The organism is Pseudomonas sp. RP-B7 (assembly GCF_059803535.1).
The window spans coordinates 54,855-74,502 of the sequence record NZ_JAPFHC010000002.1 but is presented as its reverse complement, the minus strand read 5'-3'; the positions used below and the strand labels follow the sequence as shown (position 1 = coordinate 74,502).

21 protein-coding genes are annotated in these 19,648 nt (G+C 62.7%); 9 read left to right on the top strand and 12 right to left on the bottom strand.

Features of this window, described 5'->3' with window-relative positions:
- Positions 1-2: 2 nt before the first annotated feature.
- The 4 genes from OPU96_RS03145 (at position 3) to yegS (ending at position 2,356) form a co-directional block, all read left to right on the top strand.
- Entirely contained in the window at positions 3-308 is a 306-nt protein-coding gene (locus OPU96_RS03145) for a hypothetical protein (protein ID WP_192296982.1), read from the top strand.
- A 24-nt stretch (positions 309-332) separates the two neighbouring features.
- Complete coding sequence (locus OPU96_RS03140; RefSeq protein ID WP_226455011.1) at positions 333-662, top strand: hypothetical protein; 330 nt, start codon at positions 333-335, stop codon at positions 660-662.
- 140 nt (positions 663-802) lie between these two features.
- Positions 803-1,345 carry a hypothetical protein gene (locus OPU96_RS03135; protein ID WP_192296980.1) on the top strand — a complete coding sequence of 181 codons (543 nt, stop codon included), beginning with the start codon at positions 803-805 and terminating at the stop codon, positions 1,343-1,345.
- Positions 1,346-1,438: 93 nt separating this feature from the next.
- Complete coding sequence (yegS, locus tag OPU96_RS03130) at positions 1,439-2,356, top strand: lipid kinase YegS (RefSeq protein ID WP_498558637.1); 918 nt, start codon at positions 1,439-1,441, stop codon at positions 2,354-2,356.
- On the opposite strand, the gene OPU96_RS03125 is transcribed toward yegS, so the two are convergent.
- From OPU96_RS03125 to OPU96_RS03115, 3 genes are all read right to left on the bottom strand, one after another.
- On the bottom strand, positions 2,315-2,974 hold the full coding sequence (locus OPU96_RS03125) for a response regulator (RefSeq protein WP_498558636.1): 660 nt from the start codon (positions 2,972-2,974) through the stop codon (positions 2,315-2,317). The genes yegS and OPU96_RS03125 overlap by 42 nt on opposite strands.
- Positions 2,971-3,864: a sensor histidine kinase gene (locus OPU96_RS03120; protein WP_226455013.1), complete on the bottom strand. Its 894-nt coding sequence runs from the start codon at positions 3,862-3,864 to the stop codon at positions 2,971-2,973. The genes OPU96_RS03125 and OPU96_RS03120 overlap by 4 nt, the downstream gene beginning before the upstream one ends.
- Positions 3,865-4,122: 258 nt before the next feature.
- Positions 4,123-4,572, bottom strand: coding sequence for a hypothetical protein (locus OPU96_RS03115; protein ID WP_192296976.1), 450 nt, complete (start codon positions 4,570-4,572; stop codon positions 4,123-4,125).
- Between the two features lie 548 nt (positions 4,573-5,120).
- On the opposite strand from OPU96_RS03115, the gene OPU96_RS03110 reads away from it, so the two are divergent.
- A complete protein-coding gene (locus OPU96_RS03110) occupies positions 5,121-6,056 on the top strand; it encodes a chemotaxis protein CheV (protein ID WP_498558635.1) in 936 nt (311 codons plus the stop codon).
- A gap of 104 nt (positions 6,057-6,160) precedes the next feature.
- Positions 6,161-6,967 (top strand): MOSC domain-containing protein, encoded by an 807-nt coding sequence (locus OPU96_RS03105; RefSeq protein WP_192296974.1) that lies wholly within the window; start codon positions 6,161-6,163, stop codon positions 6,965-6,967.
- A gap of 49 nt (positions 6,968-7,016) precedes the next feature.
- Here the strand turns inward: OPU96_RS03105 and ppnP are convergent, their stop codons facing one another.
- The 8 genes from ppnP to OPU96_RS03065 all read right to left on the bottom strand — a co-directional run bounded on the left by ppnP (position 7,017) and on the right by OPU96_RS03065 (position 16,188).
- Positions 7,017-7,301, bottom strand: coding sequence for a pyrimidine/purine nucleoside phosphorylase (gene ppnP, locus OPU96_RS03100; protein WP_192296973.1), 285 nt, complete (start codon positions 7,299-7,301; stop codon positions 7,017-7,019).
- 64 nt (positions 7,302-7,365) lie between these two features.
- Positions 7,366-7,908 (bottom strand): 3'-5' exonuclease, encoded by a 543-nt coding sequence (locus tag OPU96_RS03095; protein WP_192296972.1) that lies wholly within the window; start codon positions 7,906-7,908, stop codon positions 7,366-7,368.
- Positions 7,909-7,980: 72 nt separating this feature from the next.
- Positions 7,981-9,864 carry an acetyl/propionyl/methylcrotonyl-CoA carboxylase subunit alpha gene (locus OPU96_RS03090; protein ID WP_498558634.1) on the bottom strand — a complete coding sequence of 628 codons (1,884 nt, stop codon included), beginning with the start codon at positions 9,862-9,864 and terminating at the stop codon, positions 7,981-7,983.
- A 110-nt stretch (positions 9,865-9,974) separates the two neighbouring features.
- On the bottom strand, positions 9,975-10,736 hold the full coding sequence (locus OPU96_RS03085; RefSeq protein WP_226455016.1) for an enoyl-CoA hydratase/isomerase family protein: 762 nt from the start codon (positions 10,734-10,736) through the stop codon (positions 9,975-9,977).
- Positions 10,733-11,890 (bottom strand): citronellyl-CoA dehydrogenase, encoded by a 1,158-nt coding sequence (gene atuD / locus OPU96_RS03080; RefSeq protein ID WP_498558633.1) that lies wholly within the window; start codon positions 11,888-11,890, stop codon positions 10,733-10,735. Before atuD ends, OPU96_RS03085 begins: the two co-directional genes overlap by 4 nt.
- Before the next feature lie 13 nt (positions 11,891-11,903).
- Positions 11,904-13,520, bottom strand: coding sequence for a geranyl-CoA carboxylase subunit beta (gene atuC, locus OPU96_RS03075; RefSeq protein WP_305391292.1), 1,617 nt, complete (start codon positions 13,518-13,520; stop codon positions 11,904-11,906).
- Between the two features lie 3 nt (positions 13,521-13,523).
- Positions 13,524-14,396, bottom strand: coding sequence for an SDR family oxidoreductase (locus OPU96_RS03070; RefSeq protein ID WP_498558632.1), 873 nt, complete (start codon positions 14,394-14,396; stop codon positions 13,524-13,526).
- Between the two features lie 13 nt (positions 14,397-14,409).
- Positions 14,410-16,188, bottom strand: a complete 1,779-nt coding sequence (locus OPU96_RS03065) for an acyclic terpene utilization AtuA family protein (protein WP_498558631.1) — start codon at positions 16,186-16,188, stop codon at positions 14,410-14,412.
- Between the two features lie 153 nt (positions 16,189-16,341).
- Here OPU96_RS03065 and OPU96_RS03060 point away from each other — a divergent pair, with 153 nt between their 5' ends.
- Entirely contained in the window at positions 16,342-16,965 is a 624-nt protein-coding gene (locus tag OPU96_RS03060) for a TetR/AcrR family transcriptional regulator (protein ID WP_192296965.1), read from the top strand.
- A 93-nt stretch (positions 16,966-17,058) separates the two neighbouring features.
- On the top strand, positions 17,059-17,847 hold the full coding sequence (locus OPU96_RS03055; RefSeq protein ID WP_226455021.1) for a substrate-binding periplasmic protein: 789 nt from the start codon (positions 17,059-17,061) through the stop codon (positions 17,845-17,847).
- Between the two features lie 164 nt (positions 17,848-18,011).
- Here the strand turns inward: OPU96_RS03055 and OPU96_RS03050 are convergent, their stop codons facing one another.
- Positions 18,012-18,563 (bottom strand): RNA polymerase factor sigma-70, encoded by a 552-nt coding sequence (locus OPU96_RS03050; RefSeq protein ID WP_005789991.1) that lies wholly within the window; start codon positions 18,561-18,563, stop codon positions 18,012-18,014.
- Positions 18,564-18,865: 302 nt separating this feature from the next.
- Between OPU96_RS03050 and OPU96_RS03045 the strand changes: the two genes are divergently transcribed.
- Positions 18,866-19,618, top strand: a complete 753-nt coding sequence (locus OPU96_RS03045) for a thioesterase II family protein (protein WP_192296963.1) — start codon at positions 18,866-18,868, stop codon at positions 19,616-19,618.
- Positions 19,619-19,648 lie beyond the last annotated feature (30 nt).

The following is a 19,648-nucleotide window of genomic DNA, read 5'->3' as shown; positions in this document are numbered from 1 at the left end:
ATATGTTCAAGATTACCGTTATGTTGAGTCTGTGCCTTTTGGCACTCGGCGCGTGTACGCCCTTCCAGCCTCCGCCTGGGTCCTACACCCAATGGAAAAAGAAGGGGGTCTCCCAGCAGGGCGTCGACGACGCAATGCGTGCTTGCGGGTACACCAACCTTGATGGTGTGGGAGACAAGTCGCCAATTGATGTGGTGCTGACGCGCTTCTACTGCATGAAGGATGCAGGTTTTACCCGCAAGGACAACCTGGACCTGTGCAAGGAAGGCCGCATCGGCGAATCGCCGGTGTGCGAAGGCCGCCGCTAATCCATCACTAAAAGGAACCAAGGAATGATCGATCTACGCAATGGACTGTACGGCGCCGCGCTGGTGCTGGCGGCAACCACCCTGGGCGGTTGCGCCTCGTCGGCCGCCGTCACTGGCGAGCCAGGAGTGAACATGGGTGACAGCTACCAGAAGGTGCTCGCCGTGGTCAGCCGTAACAACACCGTGACCAAGCAAGTCGATGGCCAGGGCTTTCGCGCCGAGGGCTATTCGCCGATGTTCAAGGATTGCCGCGCCAAGTACTTCCTGTTCCAGGGCGCCGATGGCTTGCAGCGCGTGAGCTACGAGCCGGCGCCGCACCTGTCGGTCAACCAGAACTGCCGCCAGCCCCAGTAGTGAGCGGGCTTGCCCCGCGCCGGGTGGCGAAGCCGCCCCAATCCATACACCGCGTTTATCCTGTTAAACCGTGTCGCCAGGTTTTGGGGCGGCTTCGCCACCCGGCGCGGGGCAAGCCCGCTCACTACAAGGATGTGCTGATGAAGTATCCAAGCGTTATTGCTGTTGTGTTGTTCGCGCTAAGCGGCTGCGGCCAGGTGGCGAACATCCGTTCGTTGTCCACCGGCTACGTACCGCCGCAAAGCGGCGAGACTGCGCGGGTGCGCATTGTCACCGACGGCCTGGTGCGCGCCGTGCCTGGGCGTGATTGCCTGGACTGGAACGTGCCGGGCGCCGGGGTGATGGCGTCGGTGAAAGCCGGTTTTCCCGATCACAACGGCGAAAACCTCGGCATGCCCGGGCCGATCTACTCGTGGGCCGGTGCGGTCACGTCGGAGTTGGTGGTGCCGGCGAACAAACCCATCGCGTTCCATTATCTGGGGCGGCTGCAATACCCTCGCCAGTGCGCCAAGACCATGACCTTTGTCCCCAAGCCAGGGCGTGACTACATGGTGCAGGCGTCCATGTCGGCAGATTGTTCGATCCTGCTCGACGAGTTGCCGGTGGACGGCAAGCAATGGCTGCGGATCGAACCGACCCCGGTGGGCAAAGTCCCGATGTGCAACGCGATGGATAATTTCTAGGGCGGCAGATTAATTTGCCTCGCCGATGGCTTTTTTCCGGTTGCCAAAGGTCCACATCCTTCATGCACCTTTGAATCCAGGAGTAAGCCCGCTATGACCAGCCCCAAGGCACTGTTGATCCTTCACGGCAAGCAAGCCCTCAACGAGGACGTGCGCGCCGCGTTGCTGGCTCGGCGTGAGCAGGGCTGGGAGTTGGCGGTGCGCGTCACGTGGGAGGGCGGCGACGCCAGGCGCCTGGTGCATGAGGCGCTGGACGCGGGCTACACCCACCTGATCGCCGGCGGCGGGGATGGCACCTTGCGCGATGTCGCCGAAGCCATGGCCCAGGCCAAGACCGACGCGAGCCTGGTGCTGATGCCCCTGGGTACCGCCAATGACTTCGCCCGCGCCGCCGGTGTGCCGCTGGCGCCAGCCGAGGCCCTGGCCCTGTTGGACGTGCCGCCCAAGGCCATCGACCTCGGCCAGGCCGGCGAACAGATTTTTCTGAACATGGCCACCGGCGGCTTCGGCAGCCAGGTCACCGCCAACACCTCCGAAGACCTGAAAAAAGTGCTGGGCGGCGCCGCCTATCTGTTCACCGGGCTGACGCGCTTCAGCGAGCTGAAGGCGGCCTACGGCGAACTGGAAGGGCCGGGCTTTCACTGGAAGGGCGACCTGCTCGCGCTGGGCATCGGCAACGGTCGCCAGGCGGGCGGTGGGCATGTGCTGTGCCCGGGGGCGATGGCCGACGATGGGCTGCTCGACATCAGCATCCTGCCGGCGCCGCAGGAAGTGGTCGGCACGTTGCTGACCCTGATGACCGATGGCGGTCTGGACAATATCTTCGTGCGGGCGCGGTTGCCGTGGGTCGAGATCAAGGTGGCCGACGGGCTGTATATCAACCTCGACGGCGAGCCGCTCAAGGGTGACGACTTGCGTTTCAGTGCACTGCCCAAGGCCTTGCGCGTGCACCTGCCGGTGGGTTCGCCGCTAGTCGTCGAGGCTGATGATTTGCTCGCGCACCGCGAATAACACCAGGCCCGCCACGTCGAAAATCTGCAGGCGCTTCATGATCTGCGAACGGTGCGCCTCCACGGTCTTGATGCTCAAGCCCAGGCCGTGCGCGATCTCCCGGGTGGACTTGCCGCGCACGATCAAACGCAAAATCTCCAACTGGCGCGCCGTGAGGTTGTGACTGTGGGCGATGGCCGCGGTGGGCGCCTGGCTGCGCACCAGCGCCTGGTTGATCACCGTATGGGCAATCGCCGGGCTCAGGTAGCGTTCGTTGTTGCGCAGCGCCAGCAGGGCATGTTCCAGCTCGCTGGCGCTGGTGTCCTTGAGCAGGTAGCCGTGGGCGCCAGACTCCAGGGCACGCATGATCAGCTCCGGGTCGGTGTGCATCGACAGGATCAACACCTTGCACTTGGGATGGGCGCGCTTGAGCTGCTGCAACGCGTCCAGGCCGCCCATGTGCTTCATCGACAGGTCGAGCAGCACGATGTCCGGTTGCAGCGCGTCGAACTGCGCCAGCAACTGCGCGCCGTCGCCAGCCTCGCCGACCACCGCATAGCCGGGTATATCCATGATCAGCGCGCGCACGCCAGCCCGGATCAGCGCGTGATCATCCACCAGCAGTAAATTGCACGTCACTCTAGCACCTTAGGCGCGCTGGCCCGTTCGAGGGCGCGGGGTGCCCAGGGGAAAAGGGCGTCGATCCGCGTGCCGCAGCCTGGCTGGCTGAGCACCGCCAAGGTGCCCCCCAGTTGATCGATGCGCTCGACCATCCCGGCCATGCCCCGTTGCCCTTCCAGGCCGGGGTTGGAGGCGGGCAAAAAACCCTGGCCATCATCGCAAATGCTCAGCGACAGGCCTTCCGGCAAGCGTTGCAGACGCACCCGCAGGTTGCGCGCCTGGGCGTGGCGCAACATGTTGGTCACCGCTTCCTGGGTGATGCGAAACGCGGCCACGGCCATTTCTTCGGGGATGCCGGTGAGCCGTTGCTGGCACTCCAGGCTCCAGTGGATGGGGGTGTTTTCCAGGGTCTTGAGCAGGTGCGCGCGCAGGCTCGCTTCCAGGCCCAGGCTCGCCAGCTGGCGCGGGTTGAGGATGGCGGACACATCGCGCACTTTCGCCAGGGTTTCACTCAGGGTGTTGCACAGCACCGTGCATTGGCCTTGCAGCTCTTGGGGCATGCGCCGTTGCAGCCATTCGCTTTGCAGCTTGGCGGCGGTCAGCAGTTGGCCAATGTCGTCGTGCAGTTCACGGCTGAGGCGGTGGCGTTCGTTTTCCTGGACTTGCAGCAGGCGGTCCGCCAGTTCCTGGGGTTGGAACTTGATGGATTTACGCGAGGACCACTGTTGCAGAGCAACGATGCTCAAGGTGCTCAGGTTGAGCAGGAGCAGTGCCAGCGGCACCGGCGCAGAGCGGCTGTAGGCCCAGAGGCTGATCAGCAGCGAACACAGGCACAACGCGAGAATGATGCGACGTGCCTGACTGCGGGAAATGGATTTGGCGAGGAGTGACTTGAGGCTGGCGTACATAGCGGATGCTTTTTCAGTTTTTATGCATCATGAAGTTGAGTCACTTCGAGGGCTGCATGGTAACACTTTGATTACCGTTGGTCGCCAAACGTCACTTTAGCAACGAAGGTTATATATCGCCGCTCGCGCTGTATAAGCGTGTGCTTATAACCGGCGTTATTTTGCCGGGATATAAGTGCACGTCGCGTATTAATTAATGTTGTCGTTTTTGGATAAGTCATTGATTAAAAGCGACAACTTTACCCAATCAGCATGCAGTCATGACGCGTGATGCAGGCGCTGCTGTGGTTTATGGCCGAAGTTTTTCTGCGGGATCTGCAAGGCCACCGTCGCAATCAAAGTGGTTTGTTCGCTTTCGTCCAGGCCCAGTTCGCCGGTACGCGTGTCGATCAGTTCCAGTTGCCAGGCCAACAACGTCAGGCAGGCATGCAACGCATCCAGGGCCTGATCATGCAGTTGCAGCGGGTTGACGGCGTTGGCAATCAGGTACTGGATGTGCCGCGAGAATTCGCTGATGGCCTGCAGGGCCAGGCTATCGGCCTTTTCGGCTAGTTTGGTGAGGCTGAGTTTCATGCAGTCGATCGCATCGCTGTCGTTGCGGATCAGATGCAGGTGGCTCAGGCATTCTTCCGACTTGGCCAGCAGTGTTTCCGCTTCGAGCAGAAACTCTGGAAGTGCGGTTTGCCATTCGTTTGCGCTATTCATCATGCAAGTCTCCACAACGTAAGGTCGTAAGGTCGGGCGATGAGATGCCGCATCGGGTGAATGGCGTAAAACTAGCGCTGAAATATGACTTGGGTCTGTAGGGGGCGTCTGAACTTTTAGTAGGACGTTTATTTGAATGCACACAAAAACCGCGCATTACCCACATCATTGGCGGCGTTTGCGCGGCTTTGGTTGCCAGCATGTAAATGTCTGGAAGACCCGTGGGCGGGGGGCTTGGCATAGCAAACAAAAGCCTGACTCCATTCATGCAAGTGAGAATGGCGTCACATTAATGGCTATTAGATATTGCGAATATCAGGTTGGGCCTGATTGCGTATAGGGGAATCCCTTATATGACGGAACCTTGCGTCGGTTTGAGTGTCGCCGTGGGTCGCAAGATTGCCATATGAAGCGTCAGGCCAGTAAAGCATGATGTCAGTGTGACATCAATTAAATTACGTGGCATTTTAACGGGGTCAAGATCTGGCGGTCGCCGCCGATAAACAGCCATAAGTGAGCTACACAAACCCTTAGCGCATCAGGAGCTTTTAATGGCCGGCATTCTCGACACGGTAGATCAACGTACGCAACTGGTCGGTGAGAATCGCCTGGAGATCCTCATGTTTCGCCTGGCCGGGCGGCAGCTGTTTGCAATCAACGTGTTCAAGGTGCAGGAAGTCCTGCAATTGCCCAAGTTGACCCTGATGCCCCAGCGCCATCCGTTTGTCTGCGGCGTGGTCAACCTGCGCGGCCAGACGTTGCCGGTGATCGACCTGTCCCAGGCCATCGGCATGCGCCCATTGGTGCCGGGTCCGAACAGCACCATCATTGTCACCGAGTACAACCGCTCGGTGCAGGCGTTCCTGGTGGGCGGCGTGGACCGCATCGTCAACATGAACTGGGAAGCCATCCTGCCACCGCCGACCAGCGCCGGGCGCCAGCATTACCTCACGGCCATCAGCAAGGTTGACGACCAGTTGGTGGAAATCATCGACGTGGAAAAAGTCCTGGCCGAAATCGTGCCGTACAACGCCAAGGTCTCGCGGGAAAAACTCGAAGACCCGGTGCTGGAGCGTGCACGTGGCCGCGAAGTGCTGCTGGTGGATGACTCCAACGTGGCCCTGTCGCAACTGCGCGATACCCTCGGCCAACTGGGTGTGAAGATGCACATCGCCAGTGACGGCCTCAAGGCGTTGAACATGCTCAAGGCCTGGGCCGACGCCGGCCATGTGATGACCGACAAGCTGCTGATGATCTTCACCGACGCTGAAATGCCCGAGATGGACGGTTATCGCCTCACCACCGAGATCCGCAGCGACCCGCGTCTGCGCAGTCTTTACGTGGTGTTGCACACCTCACTGTCGGGCAGTTTCAACGAATCGATGGTGAAGAAGGTCGGCTGCGACAACTTCCTGTCCAAATTCCAGCCCGACAAGCTGGTGGACGTAGTGCGTCAGCGCCTGATGTTGGACGAAGTGCCCGTTTGACCTGAGGCGAGGGAGCAAGCTCTGTCGCCACAGGTTCAGCACAAGGTGCCAGGAAGTGGGGATTGGGATAGGGTAGTGGCTTTCGTCCCAAGGAACGCAGGCCCATGCTTCGTCTCAGCGCGTTGTACCGTTACCCCTTGAAGTCCGGCAAGGCCGAGGTCTTGCAACAGATCGGCCTGGATAAACTCGGGCTGGACGGCGACCGACGCTGGATGCTGGTGGACGAGGCCAGCGGGCGTTTCCTCACCCAGCGTGCGGTGGCGAAGATGAGCCAGCTGTCGGCTCTGTGGAACAGCGCCGGTGGCCTGACCCTCAGCTCACCCGGCCACCCCGCGCTGGACGTGACGCTGCCCGGCAGCGACGCCGAGTTGCGCGGCGTGACCATCTGGCGCGACACCCTGCGCGTGCCGGATGCGGGTGATGCCGCGGCGGCCTGGGTCAGCCGTTTTATCGGCAAGCCCACACGCCTGGTACAGATCCCCCTGGAACGCGCCCGCACCACCGAAGCGGGTTACGGCAAGGACGATGACCAGGTCGCGTTCGCCGATGGTTACCCGTTGCTGGTGATCGGCCAGGCGTCCCTGGACGACCTGTCGCAACGCATCGGCCGTCCCATGGAAATGCTGCGTTTTCGCCCCAACCTGGTGATCGAAGGCAGTGCGGCCTTTGCCGAAGACGGTTGGAAACGCCTGCGCATCGGCGATGTGGAGTTTCGTGCGGTCAAGCCCTGCTCGCGTTGCATCCTCACCACCATCGACCCGCAGACCGGCGAGCGCAGCGCCGACCGTGAACCCTTCGCCACCCTGGAGACCTATCGCAAGACCGAGAACGGCGCGATCTTCGGGCAGAACCTGGTCAACGATGGCATCGGCCAACTGGCCGTCGGGATGCCGGTAACGATCCTGGAATAAAAAAAGCCCGTCTCCTGCGAGACGGGCTTTTTTTTCCGCACGCGACGGCTTAGCCGCGGTATTCGCACAGGTAAGCAGTGTCTACGGCGACTTTCAGCTGGAACTTGCTGTTGGCCGGTACGTTGAACTGGCTGCCGGCGGCGAAGGTTTCCCACTCGCCGGCTTCAGGCAGCTTGACGGTCAGCGCGCCGGACACCACGTGCATGATTTCCGCTTGGGCGGTGCCGAATTCGTATTCACCCGGGGCCATCACGCCGATGGTCGCCGGACCTTCTGCGGTGCCGAAAGCGATCGACTTGACGGTGCCGTCGAAGTACTCGTTGACTTTAAACATGGGTGAATCCTCGGAAAAAGGGTCTGGAAAGGTCGGCCAGTATGCCCAAGGGCAGGGGAGCTGCCTAGACCGGCAAAATCAGCGGCAGCAGGCGTGCCGTGTTACGCGCATCCTCCAGGGCCCGATGTTGCTGGCCCTGGAACTGCATCCCCGCCAATTGCAGTGCGCCGTTGAGCCCCAGCGGCTTGTCCAGCCGCCGGGCCTTGGCGAAGCGTTGCTTGAGGTTCACATGGGGCGTTTGCGCCAGTGCGCTGGCCAGGCCATGGCGCTGCCATTCCAGCTCCAGTTGCTTGCGGTCGTAGTCACCCCAACTGCTCCAACCTTCCAGGCGCGCCTGATGCTGGGCCAGCCAGCGCTCGAACAGCGGCCACACCTCGGTGATCGGCGCGGCGCCGTCGATATTGGCCTGGGTGATGTGGGTCAGCTGGCGGCAGAAGGGCGTCAGCAAGGGCCGGCGCAGGGGCCGCACAAAGCGCTGGAAGTGATCCAGTTCGCGGCCCTGGCGGTTCACCAGGCTCGCGCCGATCTCGATGACTTCCATCTCCGTCACGGGCCAGCCGCCGTCATCCGTGGTGGCTTCAAGGTCAATAACAAGCCAATGAGGCATCGTGCAGGTTCCCGTCTCTTCCCTTCTTGATGGGGATAGAGCGTAGCCCGGCCGCGTAGTTCCGCCTAGGCGTTATTCGATCTCCAGCAATACCTGGCGGTTGCGCACCTGGTCGCCAGCGATCACCTGCACGTCCTTGATCACCCCGTCGATGCCGGCCAGCAGTGGATGCTCCATTTTCATCGCTTCGAGTACCAGCAACAGTTGGCCTTTGCTGACGCTGTCACCGGCGCAGACGCGCACATCGACAATGGCCCCGTCCATCGGCGCCTTGACCGTGCCGCTGCGCGCGTCGGCCTGGCGGCGGGCGACTTGCTGGGTACGGTTGGTCACGCTCAGGCCCGGCAGCCACAGTTGGTCGCCGTCGAGGTGGTAGGCGATGCGTCGGCGGATGCCGTTGAGTACGGCGCTGACGTGGCGGCCGTCGCTGGTCAGCGCCAGCGGGGCAACGCTGACACTATGCAGCTCGTGGTTGACCTCCAGGCGGTAAGTGCCCGGCACACCGACGTTGTTGCGCCAGCCCGCCAGGCCCGGGGGATGCCGCTCGGCGCTGTGCTGATAGAACAGCGCGGCGGCCAGGGCGAGTTGTTCGGCTGATACGGGTGGGCGCGCGATGTCGTTGAAGTGTTCGGCGATAAAGCCGGTGCTGAAATCGCCGCCGATAAAATCCGGATGCCTGAGCAACGCCACCAGTAACCGCTGATTGGTGGTCACGCCGAGCAACAGCGTGTCTTCCACCGCCCGCAGCAGCTTGCGCCGCGCTTCTTCGCGGGTGGCGCCATGGGCGATGATTTTGCCCAGCATCGGGTCGTAGAACGGGCTGATGCGCTGGCCTTCGCTGACGCCGTGATCGATGCGTACCCCCGCCGCTGGCGTCCAGCGCAGCACTTCGCCGGTTTGCGGCAGGAAGCCCTGGGTCGGGTCTTCGGCATACAGGCGCACTTCGATGGCGTGGCCGGTCAGGCTCACCTGCTGTTGCGTCAGCGGCAGTGGCTGGCCGGCGGCGATCTGCAATTGCCAGTCGACCAGATCGAGGCCGGTGATCAGCTCGGTGACCGGGTGCTCCACTTGCAGGCGGGTGTTCATTTCCAGGAAGTAGAACCGGCCATTGCGGTCGAGCAGGAACTCCACAGTGCCGGCACCCACGTAATTCACCGCGCGCCCGGCTTTCAGCGCGGCTTCGCCCATGGCGTGGCGCAGGTCGGGCGTCATCACCGGGCAGGGCGCTTCTTCGATGACTTTCTGGTGGCGGCGCTGGATCGAACAGTCGCGTTCACCCAGGTAGATCAAGTGGCCGTGGCTGTCGCCGAACAGCTGGATCTCGACGTGGCGCGGCTCGATCAGTGCCTGTTCGAGGATCAGTTCGTCGCTGCCAAAGGCGTTGCTGGCTTCGGAGCGTGCGGTGTGGAGGTTCTCCAGCAACGTCTCGGCACTGTGCACCAGGCGCATGCCGCGCCCGCCACCGCCGGCGCTGGCCTTGATCATCAGCGGGTAGCCGACGCGCTCGGCTTCGCGTTGCAGGGTAGCGTCGTCCTGGGCACTGCCCTGGTAACCGGCGATGCACGGCACACCGGCGTCGAGCATGGCAAGTTTGGACCGGCGCTTGCTGCCCATCAGCTCGATGGCCTCGGCGCTGGGGCCTATGAAGGTCAGGCCTGCCGCCAGACAGGCGCGGGCGAAGTCGGGGTTTTCCGAGAGGAAACCATAGCCGGGGTGGATCGCATCGGCGCCGGTTATTCGAGCCGCTGCGAGAATCGCCGCCGTATTCAAGTAGGACTGCTGCACGGGCGCGGGGCCGATAGGCACCGCTTCATCGGCCATCTGCACATGCAGGGCGTCGGCGTCGGCGTCGCTGTAGACGGCCACGGTGCGGTAGCCCAGGGCCTGGGCGGTGCGCTGGATGCGGCAGGCGATTTCGCCACGGTTGGCGATAAGGATTTTGTTGAATGCGGGCATGGGTTATCCCTCGGCTGATGGGGTGTTTGTTCGGGCCTCTTCGCGAGCAAGCCTGCTCCCACAGGTGGAACGCATTTCAAAATGTGGGAGCGGGCTTGCTCGCGAAGGCGTCATTTGCACCACCCAGGCTTGCGCTTGTGCACAAACGCCCGCGTCCCCTCAATCCCTTCCTCCCCGCGCACCGCTTCGGCAAACCACTGCGCCCCGCGATCCAACACCCGTTCCAGCGGCTCATCCACACTGGCCAACAACAACGCCTTGGTCCGCCCATTCGCCCCCGGCGCGCAGCGCAACACCTGGCCCAACACCTCATCCAGGCGCTCGGCCAATGCCTGGGGATCGCGCTCGGTAAAGTGCACCACCCCCAACCGCTGCGCCTCCACCCCATCGAACCGCGCTGCCGTCAGCGCCAGCCGCCGTGCCTGGGTCAGGCCGATACGCTTGACCACAAACGGCGCAATCTGCGCCGGCAGCAACCCCAGGCCTGTCTCCGGCAAGCCGAACTGCGCCTGATGATCAGCCAGTGCGATGTCGCTCACACAGGCCAAGCCAAAGCCACCGCCGAGCACCGCGCCTTGCAGCACTACGATCACCACCTGCGGCACGGCTTCGACGGCTTGCAGCAAGGTGCCGAACGCCCGGTTCAGCGCCTGCAAATCACTGCCCGCAGCGGCCAGGTCCTTCACATCCGCGCCGGCGCAAAAATGCCCACCGGCGCCGCTGATCACCAGCGCTCGCGTGTGGCCATCCAGCTGAGCCAACACGGCATGCAGTTCGTTGACCATCTCCAGGCTCATCGCATTGCGCGATTGCGGGCGGTTGAGGGTGATGTGCAGCACACCGTTGTGTGATTCCAGCAACAGGGTATTCATGGTTTTTTCCCCGGCAAGGTGCCCATCAGTTTGCAGATGATGCCCAGCATGATTTCGTCGGCGCCGCCACCAATCGACACCAGGCGCACATCGCGATAGGCGCGCGCCACCGGGTTGTCCCACATAAAGCCCATGCCGCCCCAGTATTGCAGGCAGCTGTCGCTGACTTCACGCCCCAGGCGCCCGGCCTTGAGCTTGGCCATGGACGCCAGGCGCGTGACGTCCTGGCCTTTGATGTATTGCTCGGTGGCCTGGTAGACCAGCGCGCGCAGGCATTCGATTTCGGTGGCCAGTTCGGCCAGGCGAAAGTGGATAACCTGGTTGTCGATCAGCGCCTTGCCAAAGGTCTGGCGTTCCTTGCAGTACTCGATGGTGCTGTCGATGCAGTACTCCAGGCCCTTGATCATGTTGGCCGCGCCGAACAGGCGTTCTTCCTGGAACTGCAACATCTGCATCATGAAGCCCGCGCCTTCGTGGCCGATGCGGTTGCGCTGTGGTATGCGCACATTGTCGAAGAACACCTGGGCGGTCTCGGAGCTGTGCATGCCGAGCTTTTCCAGGGGCTGGCTGACGCTGATCCCCGGTGTGTTCATCGGCACCATGATCAGCGATTTGTTGATGTGCGGCTTGTCGTCGGAGGTGTTGGCCAGCAGGCAGATAAAGTCGGCGCTGGGCGAGTTGGTGATCCACATTTTGCTGCCGTTGATCACGTAGTCGTCGCCGTCCTTGCGCGCATGGGTCTTGAGCCCGGCCACATCTGAACCGGCACCCACTTCCGACACGCCGATGCAGCCGACCTGCTCGCCGCTGATGGCCGGGCGCAGGAACTCGTCGCGCAGTTCATCGCTGCCGAAGCGGGCGAGGGCGGGGGTGCACATGTCGGTCTGCACGCCGATGGCCATGGGGATGCCGCCGCAGCGGATGCTGCCGAATTCTTCGGCGGCGACGATGGAGTAGCTGTAGTCCAGGCCCATGCCGCCGAATTGTTCCGGTTTGGAAATGCCCAGCAGGCCGAGGTCGCCGGCCTTGCGGAAGATCTCGTGGATGGGAAAGCGCCCGGCTTTTTCCCATTCATCCACATAGGGGTTGATCTCGCGGTCGACGAAGGCGCGCACGGTGCGGCGCAGTTCCTGATGTTCCTGGGTAAACAGCATTTTTATTGTTCTCCTAGAAGCGCGCTACGCCGAAGGTATTGGGTTGCAGTTCACGCATCTGGGCCTCGTGGCAAAGGTCCAGCAGAAAGCCGAGCAGGGTCCGTGTATCCCGGGGGTCGATCAGCCCGTCGTCCCACAGGTTGGCACTGCCGTAGAGCGCGGTGGACTGGCTGTCGAGCTTCTGCGCGGTGACTTGCTCCAGCATGTCCAGCACTTTGGGATCGGGCACCAGGCCGTCTTTCAATTGCTTGGCCTCGGTGACGATCCGCAGCACCTTGCCCGCCTGCGCGCCGCCCATCACCGCCGTGCGGCTGTTGGGCCAGGCGAAGATGAAGCGCGGGTCCAGGCCACGGCCGCACATTGCATAGTTGCCGGCGCCGTAGGAGCCGCCGAGCACAATCGTCAGTTTAGGCACCCGCGCATTCGCCACCGCCTGGATCATCTTCGCGCCGTGCTTGATCACCCCTTGCTGTTCGGATTCGGTGCCGACCATGAAACCGGTAGTGTTGTGCAGGAACAGCAGTGGCGTGCGGCTCTGGTCGCACAGCTGGATAAATTGCGCAGCCTTGCTCGCGCCTTTTGGCGTGATCGGGCCGTTGTTGCCGATCACGCCGACGGCGCGGCCCTGGATGTGCAGGTGGCCGCAGACGGTGTGGGCATCGAACTCGCCCTTGAATTCGAGCAAGCGCGACGCGTCGGCCAGGCGCGCGAGGATCTCGCGCACGTCGTAGGGTTTTTTCGGGTCGTCCGGGATCAGGCCCAGCAGCTCTTCGATGGGGTAGAGCGGTTCGTCGTAGGCGCGCTTGGGCACCTGCGGCAGTTGATCATTCCATGGCAAAGCGCTGACGATCTCACGCACGATGCGCACGCCATCGGCATCGTTTTCCGCCAGGTATTCCGCGGTGCCGGCGATTTGGGCGTGCATTTCGGCACCGCCCAGTTCCTCATCGGTGGCGACTTCGCCGGTGGCCGCCTTGAGCAACGGCGGCCCGGCGAGGAACAGCTTGGCCTTGCCGCGCACCACCACCACGTAATCCGACAACCCCGGCTGATACGCCCCGCCCGCCGTGGCCGAACCGTGCACCACGGTGATCTGCGGCAAGCCCATGGCCGACATGCGCGCCTGGTTGGCAAAGCTGCGCGCGCCTTCGACGAAAATTTCGGCGGCATAGTTGAGGTTGGCACCGCCGCTCTCGGCCAGGGTCACCACCGGCAGTTTGTTTTCCATGGCGATCTGTTGCAGGCGCAGGGATTTTTTCAGCCCCGTGGGGGAAATCGTGCCGCCCTTGATCGCGCTGTTGTTGGCCACCACCAGCATGCGCACGCCACTGACGTAGCCGATACCGGCGATCAAGCCACCGCCGGCGGCGCTGCCGTCCTTGTCGTCGTGCAGCTTGTAGCCGGCCAGGCTGGCGAGTTCGAGGAACGGCGCGCCCGGGTCCAGCAGCAGATTGAGGCGCTCACGGGGCAGCAGTTGCCCGCGCTTGTCGAACTTGGGCCTGGCCTCCTCGGCCTTGTTCAGCAGGTTCTGCTCCAATTGGCGCAGATGCTGGATGCCCACCAGCATGGCTTCACGGTTCTGCGCGAACTGGGCGCTGTGGGGGTCGATCAAGGATTCAAGCACTGGCATGGTTTATTGCTCCGCCTTGAGCACATCGGGCAAATACGCGCGGTGGAAGCCGTTGAACGGCTCGCTCGGCGGTTGCGCCTTGTGCAATGGCCAGGCGCGGCTGCCCAGGCTCGCGGCACCGTCGATGCGCAGGGTGCTGCCGCTGATAAAGGCAGCGGCGGGGCTGAGCAGGAACACGATGGCCGCGCTGACTTCCGATTCGGTGCCGATGCGCTTGAGCGGCACATGTTCGCCCAGGGTCGGGATCACCGCCTTGAATGCACCTTCGTAGGTGTCCATGCCGCTGGACGCAATCCACCCCGGCGCCACGGCGTTGACCCGCACCCCGGCGCAGCCCCACTCGAAGGCGGCCGTCTTGGTGAAGTTGTCCATGCCGGCGCGCGCCGCGCCCGAGTGGCCCATGCCGGGCATGCCGCCCCACATGTCGGCGAGCATGTTGACGATGGCGCCGCCCTGTTTGCTCATGGATTGGTTGAACACTTCCCGGGCCATCAGGAAGCCGCCGACAAGGTTGGTGCGCAGCACGGTTTCGAAGCCTTTCTGGTTGATCGAAGCCAACGGCGACGGGTATTGGCCGCCAGCGTTGTTCACCAGGCCGTGGATCGGCCCGTGCTCCTTGAGGACCTGCGTGACCAGCGCCTTCACCGCCTCTTCATCGCGAATATCGCAGGCCAGCCAATGGGCGTTGCCGCCGTCTTCGGCAATTTCTGCCGCGACTTTTTCCAGCTTCTCGGGCTTGCGTCCCAACAGGATCACCCGCGCACCGAGCGCCGCCAGCTCATGGGCGGTGCAACGACCGATGCCGCTGCCACCCCCGGTGACTATCACGGTGTGCCCCTGGAACAGGTCGGCTTTGAAGATCGAATCGAAGGCCATGGCCACGCTCCTGTCAGTTGAGTTGGTCAGCAAGGTGTTGCGGCACGGCGATGGGGATTTCCAGCAGTTGCTGGGCGAAGGCCTTGCCTTGCGGGTCGATGCGCAGGCTGGCGATACCGCCGCCGCCCAAGGCGTTTTCCAGCAGGAAATTGAGGCTGTGGCTGCCCGGCAGATACCAGCGTTGAACGCGGCCGCGCTGTGGGTCGAGCACGTGGCCCATCCACTCGACGATCACCTCGGGGGTCAGCGCTTCAGCGATCCACGGCAGGTACTCGGGCGCACGGGCGATCACGCCGATATTGCTGTGGTTGCCCTTGTCCCCCGAGCGCGCCACGGCGAGTTTGACCAGCGGCACGCTGGCGTCGGCCTGGCCCTCGGGTTTGGGGGGCGCAACCGCGGCGTTGGGTGTGCTGGGGCGGGCGGCGGCGGGCAGTTCAACGTTGTGACGCTGGCCCTGGAAATCGATCAGCGGCGCGCACACGGATTTATCCACCAGGAACGAAAACAAGCGGATCAGCGGATACACCGTCGGCCGTCCGCCGACGATCCCGGTCAACCCCGGCGCCATGCCGGTGGCGGCCTGGGCAATCTCGCGGGCGAACAGCACCAGCGCCTGTTTGCTGGGGTGACGTACCGCCAGTTTCACCACCACTTCGCGGCAGTCGTGGCGCCTGGCGTGGGGGCCGTAGGTGGCTTCGCTGCCGAGCAGTTCGATGTTCACCTCGGTATACGGCGCCCAGCCGCGTTGGCGGAACAGTTCGGCGGTCTTGTCGATGATCGCCTGGCTGACCCGCTCGGCCTTGGCCACGGCGTCGATCCCGGCGATCAGGCAACTGGCGGTGCAACGGAAGCCGTCCGGCCAGGTGGCGCTGACCTTGTATCTGTCGCTGGGCGGCAGGCCCTTGGCGCCGTGCAGGCGCACGCGGTTGTCACCCTGTTGCTGCAAGGTGACCTGGCTGAAGTCGCAGATCACATCCGGGAGTAAATAGGCGCGTGGGTCGCCAATCTCATACAGCAGTTGTTCGGCCACGCTCAGTTCGCTGATCAGGCCGCCGGTGCCCTCGACTTTGCTCACCGTGAACTGACCGTCGGCGCTGACCTCAACGATGGGGAACCCGATGTGTGCGTAGTCCGGCACATCGCGCCAATCGGTGAAGTTGCCGCCGGTGCACTGCGCGCCGCATTCGATGATGTGCCCGGCCAGCGCGGCTTGGGCGAGGCGGTCGTAGTCGTGCCATGACCAGTTGAAGGCATGCACCAGTGCCGCGCTGACCACGGCGCTGTCGACCACGCGGCCGGTGATGATGATGTCTGCGCCCAACCCCAGCGCTTGGGTTATGCCGGGCGCGCCGAGGTAGGCGTTGGCGGACACGCACATGGGGGGCAGGGGCGTGCCGTCGAACATGTCGGTGATGTTTTCGAGTTTTTTGAGTTGGGGTTGCAGGTCGTCGCCCAGCAGCACGGCGATTTTCAGCGCGATGCCGGCCTTGTCGCAGGCCGCTTGCAGGGCGGAGGCGCAGGCTTGGGGATGGATGCCGCCGGCGTTGCTGATCACGCGGATGCCCTGGCGCTGGATGTCTGCCAGCAGCGGCGTGAGCACCTCGACAAAATCCGTGGCGTAGCCGGCCTGGGGATCTTTCATCCGCGCTCCGGCAAGAATCGACATCGTGACTTCCGCCAGGTAGTCGAACACCAGGTAATCCAGCGCACCGCCATGCACCAACTGGGCGGCGGCGGTGCAGGTGTCGCCCCAGAAGGCGCTGGCGCAGCCGATACGAACCGTGTCACTCATGAGAAATCCTTGCTCTGATGGCTGTCGCCGAGACTACCAAGCAAGCGCTTGGTTTGTAAACTCTGGACATAGATTTTGCCCAAGCGCTTGCTTGGGTAGCGGCCACGGCCTAAATTGCCGGCCAAGACGTCAGTAGAAGTAGAGGAGAGAGGCATGGATGAGCACAAAGCCCTGGGGGTGATGCGCACCATGGTCGACGCCGGCCAATTGACCGACCCCGACAGTGCCCGGGGCAAGTTGCTGCAAACCGCGGCGCACCTGTTTCGCAACAAAGGCTTTGAGCGCACCACCGTGCGTGACCTGGCAAGTGCCGTGGGCATCCAGTCCGGCAGCATTTTTCATCACTTCAAGAGCAAGGACGAGATCCTGCGCGCGGTGATGGAAGAAACCATCCACTACAACACGGCGATGATGCGCGCCTCGCTGGAAGAAGCGAGCACGGTGCGCGAACGCGTGCTGGCGCTGATCCGCTGTGAATTGCAGTCGATCATGGGCGGCAGCGGCGAGGCCATGGCGGTGTTGGTGTACGAGTGGCGTTCGCTGTCTGCCGAAGGCCAGGCCCAGGTGCTGGCGCTGCGCGACGTGTACGAAGCCCTGTGGTTGCAGGTACTTGGCGAGGCCAAGGCGGCTGGCTACATCAGGGGCGATGTGTTTATCACCCGGCGCTTTTTGACCGGGGCCTTGTCCTGGACCACCACCTGGTTTCGCGCCGAGGGCAGCCTGACCCTGGAGCAATTGGCCGAGCAAGCGCTGCTGATGGTTCTGAAGGCCGATTGAGGCGCAAGCTATTAATTTGGCGGTGGAAAGTTGTCTCCCTCGACAAAAACGCCTAGCTTATCGCCATCACAGTATGAAACGGTGCGTGCCTCGATGTTTTCGCCATGGCGGCTGGCTGCAGGAGTTACTTTATGGGCACTGGGCACCGCATGTTGGGTGCCGGCTTCGGCTGCGCAATTGGTGAGGATCGGCGCGGCACACTTCCCGCCCTACACCGTACGCCCTGAGCAAGGCGCCGACACTGGGCTGCTGCCGCAACTGGTGGAGGCCTTGAACACGTCGCAAACCGACTACCAGTTCGTGCTGGTACCCACCTCCATTCCGCGGCGCTTCCGTGACTTCGAGCAGGGCCGGGTCGACATGGCGATCTTCGAAAACCCCGACTGGGGCTGGCAGAAGATTGCCCATACCAGCGTCGACATGGGGCTGGAAGACGCCGAAGTGTTCGTCGCTCAACGCCTGCCTGCACGCGACCAAAGCTATTTCACCGACCTGGATGGCAAACGTTTGGCGGTGTTCAGCGGTTATCACTACGCCTTCGCCAACTTCAACCCCGACCCCAAGTACCTGGTCGAACACTTCAACGCGACGTTGACCTATTCCCATGACAGCAACCTGCTGATGGTTGCACGCGGGCGTGCCGATATTGCCTTGGTGACCCGTTCGTACCTGAGCGATTTCATGGTGCGCAATGCACAGATGGCCGGGCAGTTCCTGGTTTCGCAACGCATTGACCAGGTGTATCACCACTATGCGTTGCTGCGGCCGAAAGCGCCGATTACGGCGCAGGCGTTTACCGAGTTGCTCAAGCGTTTGCGCGATAGTGGGCAGATGCTGAAAATATTCGAGCCCTATCGCATCGATGTAATGCCGATGCCCTGACCGGCACAACGCGGACCAACCTGTGGGAGCGGGCTTGCCCGCGAAAGCGGTGGTTCAGCCAACACTGCTCCCACAGAGAACTAGCAGTGCGTGGGGATCTGCAGCCGAGCACTCACTCCCCAGTAACTCCCACAAAAGCCCACACAGTCAGTTTTGTGCTGTGTTCAGACCCGCCGTGCAAACGTATCGCTATGGCTGCCCGACACCTTGCGGCAGTGCACCAGCGCATCACGGATCATGAAGTTCACCAACGTCGGCGACACGCCGAGTTCCTTGGCGATGTCTTTTTGCGGCACGCCGTGCAAGCGGTACATCTCGAATGCGTAGCGGGTGCGCTGGGGCAACTCCGTCAACGCGTCGGCGATGTTTTCCAGGGTGTTGAAGTTGATGTGGGACGTCTCCGGTGAAGCGCCGTGAATAACCACATTCAAGCCTTCCTCTTCTGTCCCGGAGTACTTGAGCTCCAGGGCCTGCTTGCGATAGTGATCGATCGCCAGGTTACGCACGATCTGAAACAGGTAACTCAATTGGGCCTTGAACGATGACGTGATCGTCGGCGCCGATTGCAGTCGGAAGTAGGCGTCCTGCACTACGTCTTCGGCACGGGAACGGCACCCGGTAATGCGTGCCGCGATCTTCACCAGGATCAGTCGATTGTCGACAAATGCCTGTAGAAGGGGTGAGTCGCACCTGCCTGTGGATACTTGTTCCGTCATGGAAAATCACCTTGTCGCAAAGAGGTTAGGGGAGGGCGTCCTTGCTGAGGCCTCCTACACATCGGGCAACAAATTATGCTGAATGATAATGATTGTCAAATGAGAAGGCGAACTAATCTTATGCTTTCTGGTTCGATGTGAACCCCGTCTGGCGCAAAGCCTGCGACTAATTATTTGCCGGCTCCGTCCGTTCTCATGGGTGACAGGTCCGTTCGTAAAACGGCCAAGGATCAGCACCCGCAGGAGGGCGAAATGGGTTTTTATCGTGCACACAGCGTGTTTCAGTGTGGAGTGCTCGCCAGATGAGTACGCCGACGCGCCTGCGCCTGTTTTGCCTGCCCTATTCGGGCGCCAGCGCCATGGTCTACGCCCGCTGGCGGCGGTCTTTGCCGGATTGGTTGCAGGTCTGTCCGCTGGAATTGCCCGGGCGCGGCATGCGCATGGACGAGCCGTTGCAGCGCGACATCCAGGCCCTGGCCGCGCAGCTCGCCGAGGAAATCGGGCGCGACCTGAACGGCCCCTACGCCTTGTTCGGCCACAGCCTCGGCGGCCTGCTGGCATTCGAACTGGCCCACGCGCTCAGCGCCCGCAACCTGCCAGCGCCCCTTGCGCTGTTCGCCTCCGGCACCGCCGGCCCGGCGCGGCGTGACGTCAGCGAGTACGCCATCGAGAAGACCGATGAGCAACTGATCGCCCGCCTGCGCGAACTGCAAGGCACCGCCGAAGAAGCCTTGGCCAACCCCGAATTGATGGCGTTGATGCTACCGATCCTGCGGGCGGATTTTCTGCTCTGCGGCAGTTTCAGCTACGGCCGACGCGCGCCGCTGCGCATGCCGATCCACGTGTTCGGCGGCAAGCAAGACAGCGTGCGCGCCGATCAACTGCTCGACTGGCAGGACGACGCCGCCAGCGGCTTCTCCCTGGACATGTTCGACGGCCACCACTTCTTCCTCGTGCAGCACGAAAGCGCCGTGCTGCGTTGCATCCGCCGTTACGCCGACGAACACCTGGCCCGCTGGCGCAATGGCGCGGCGCGGCAATTGATCGCTGGCTGAACGCACCCGACTTCCCGAATTTCCCGTAAG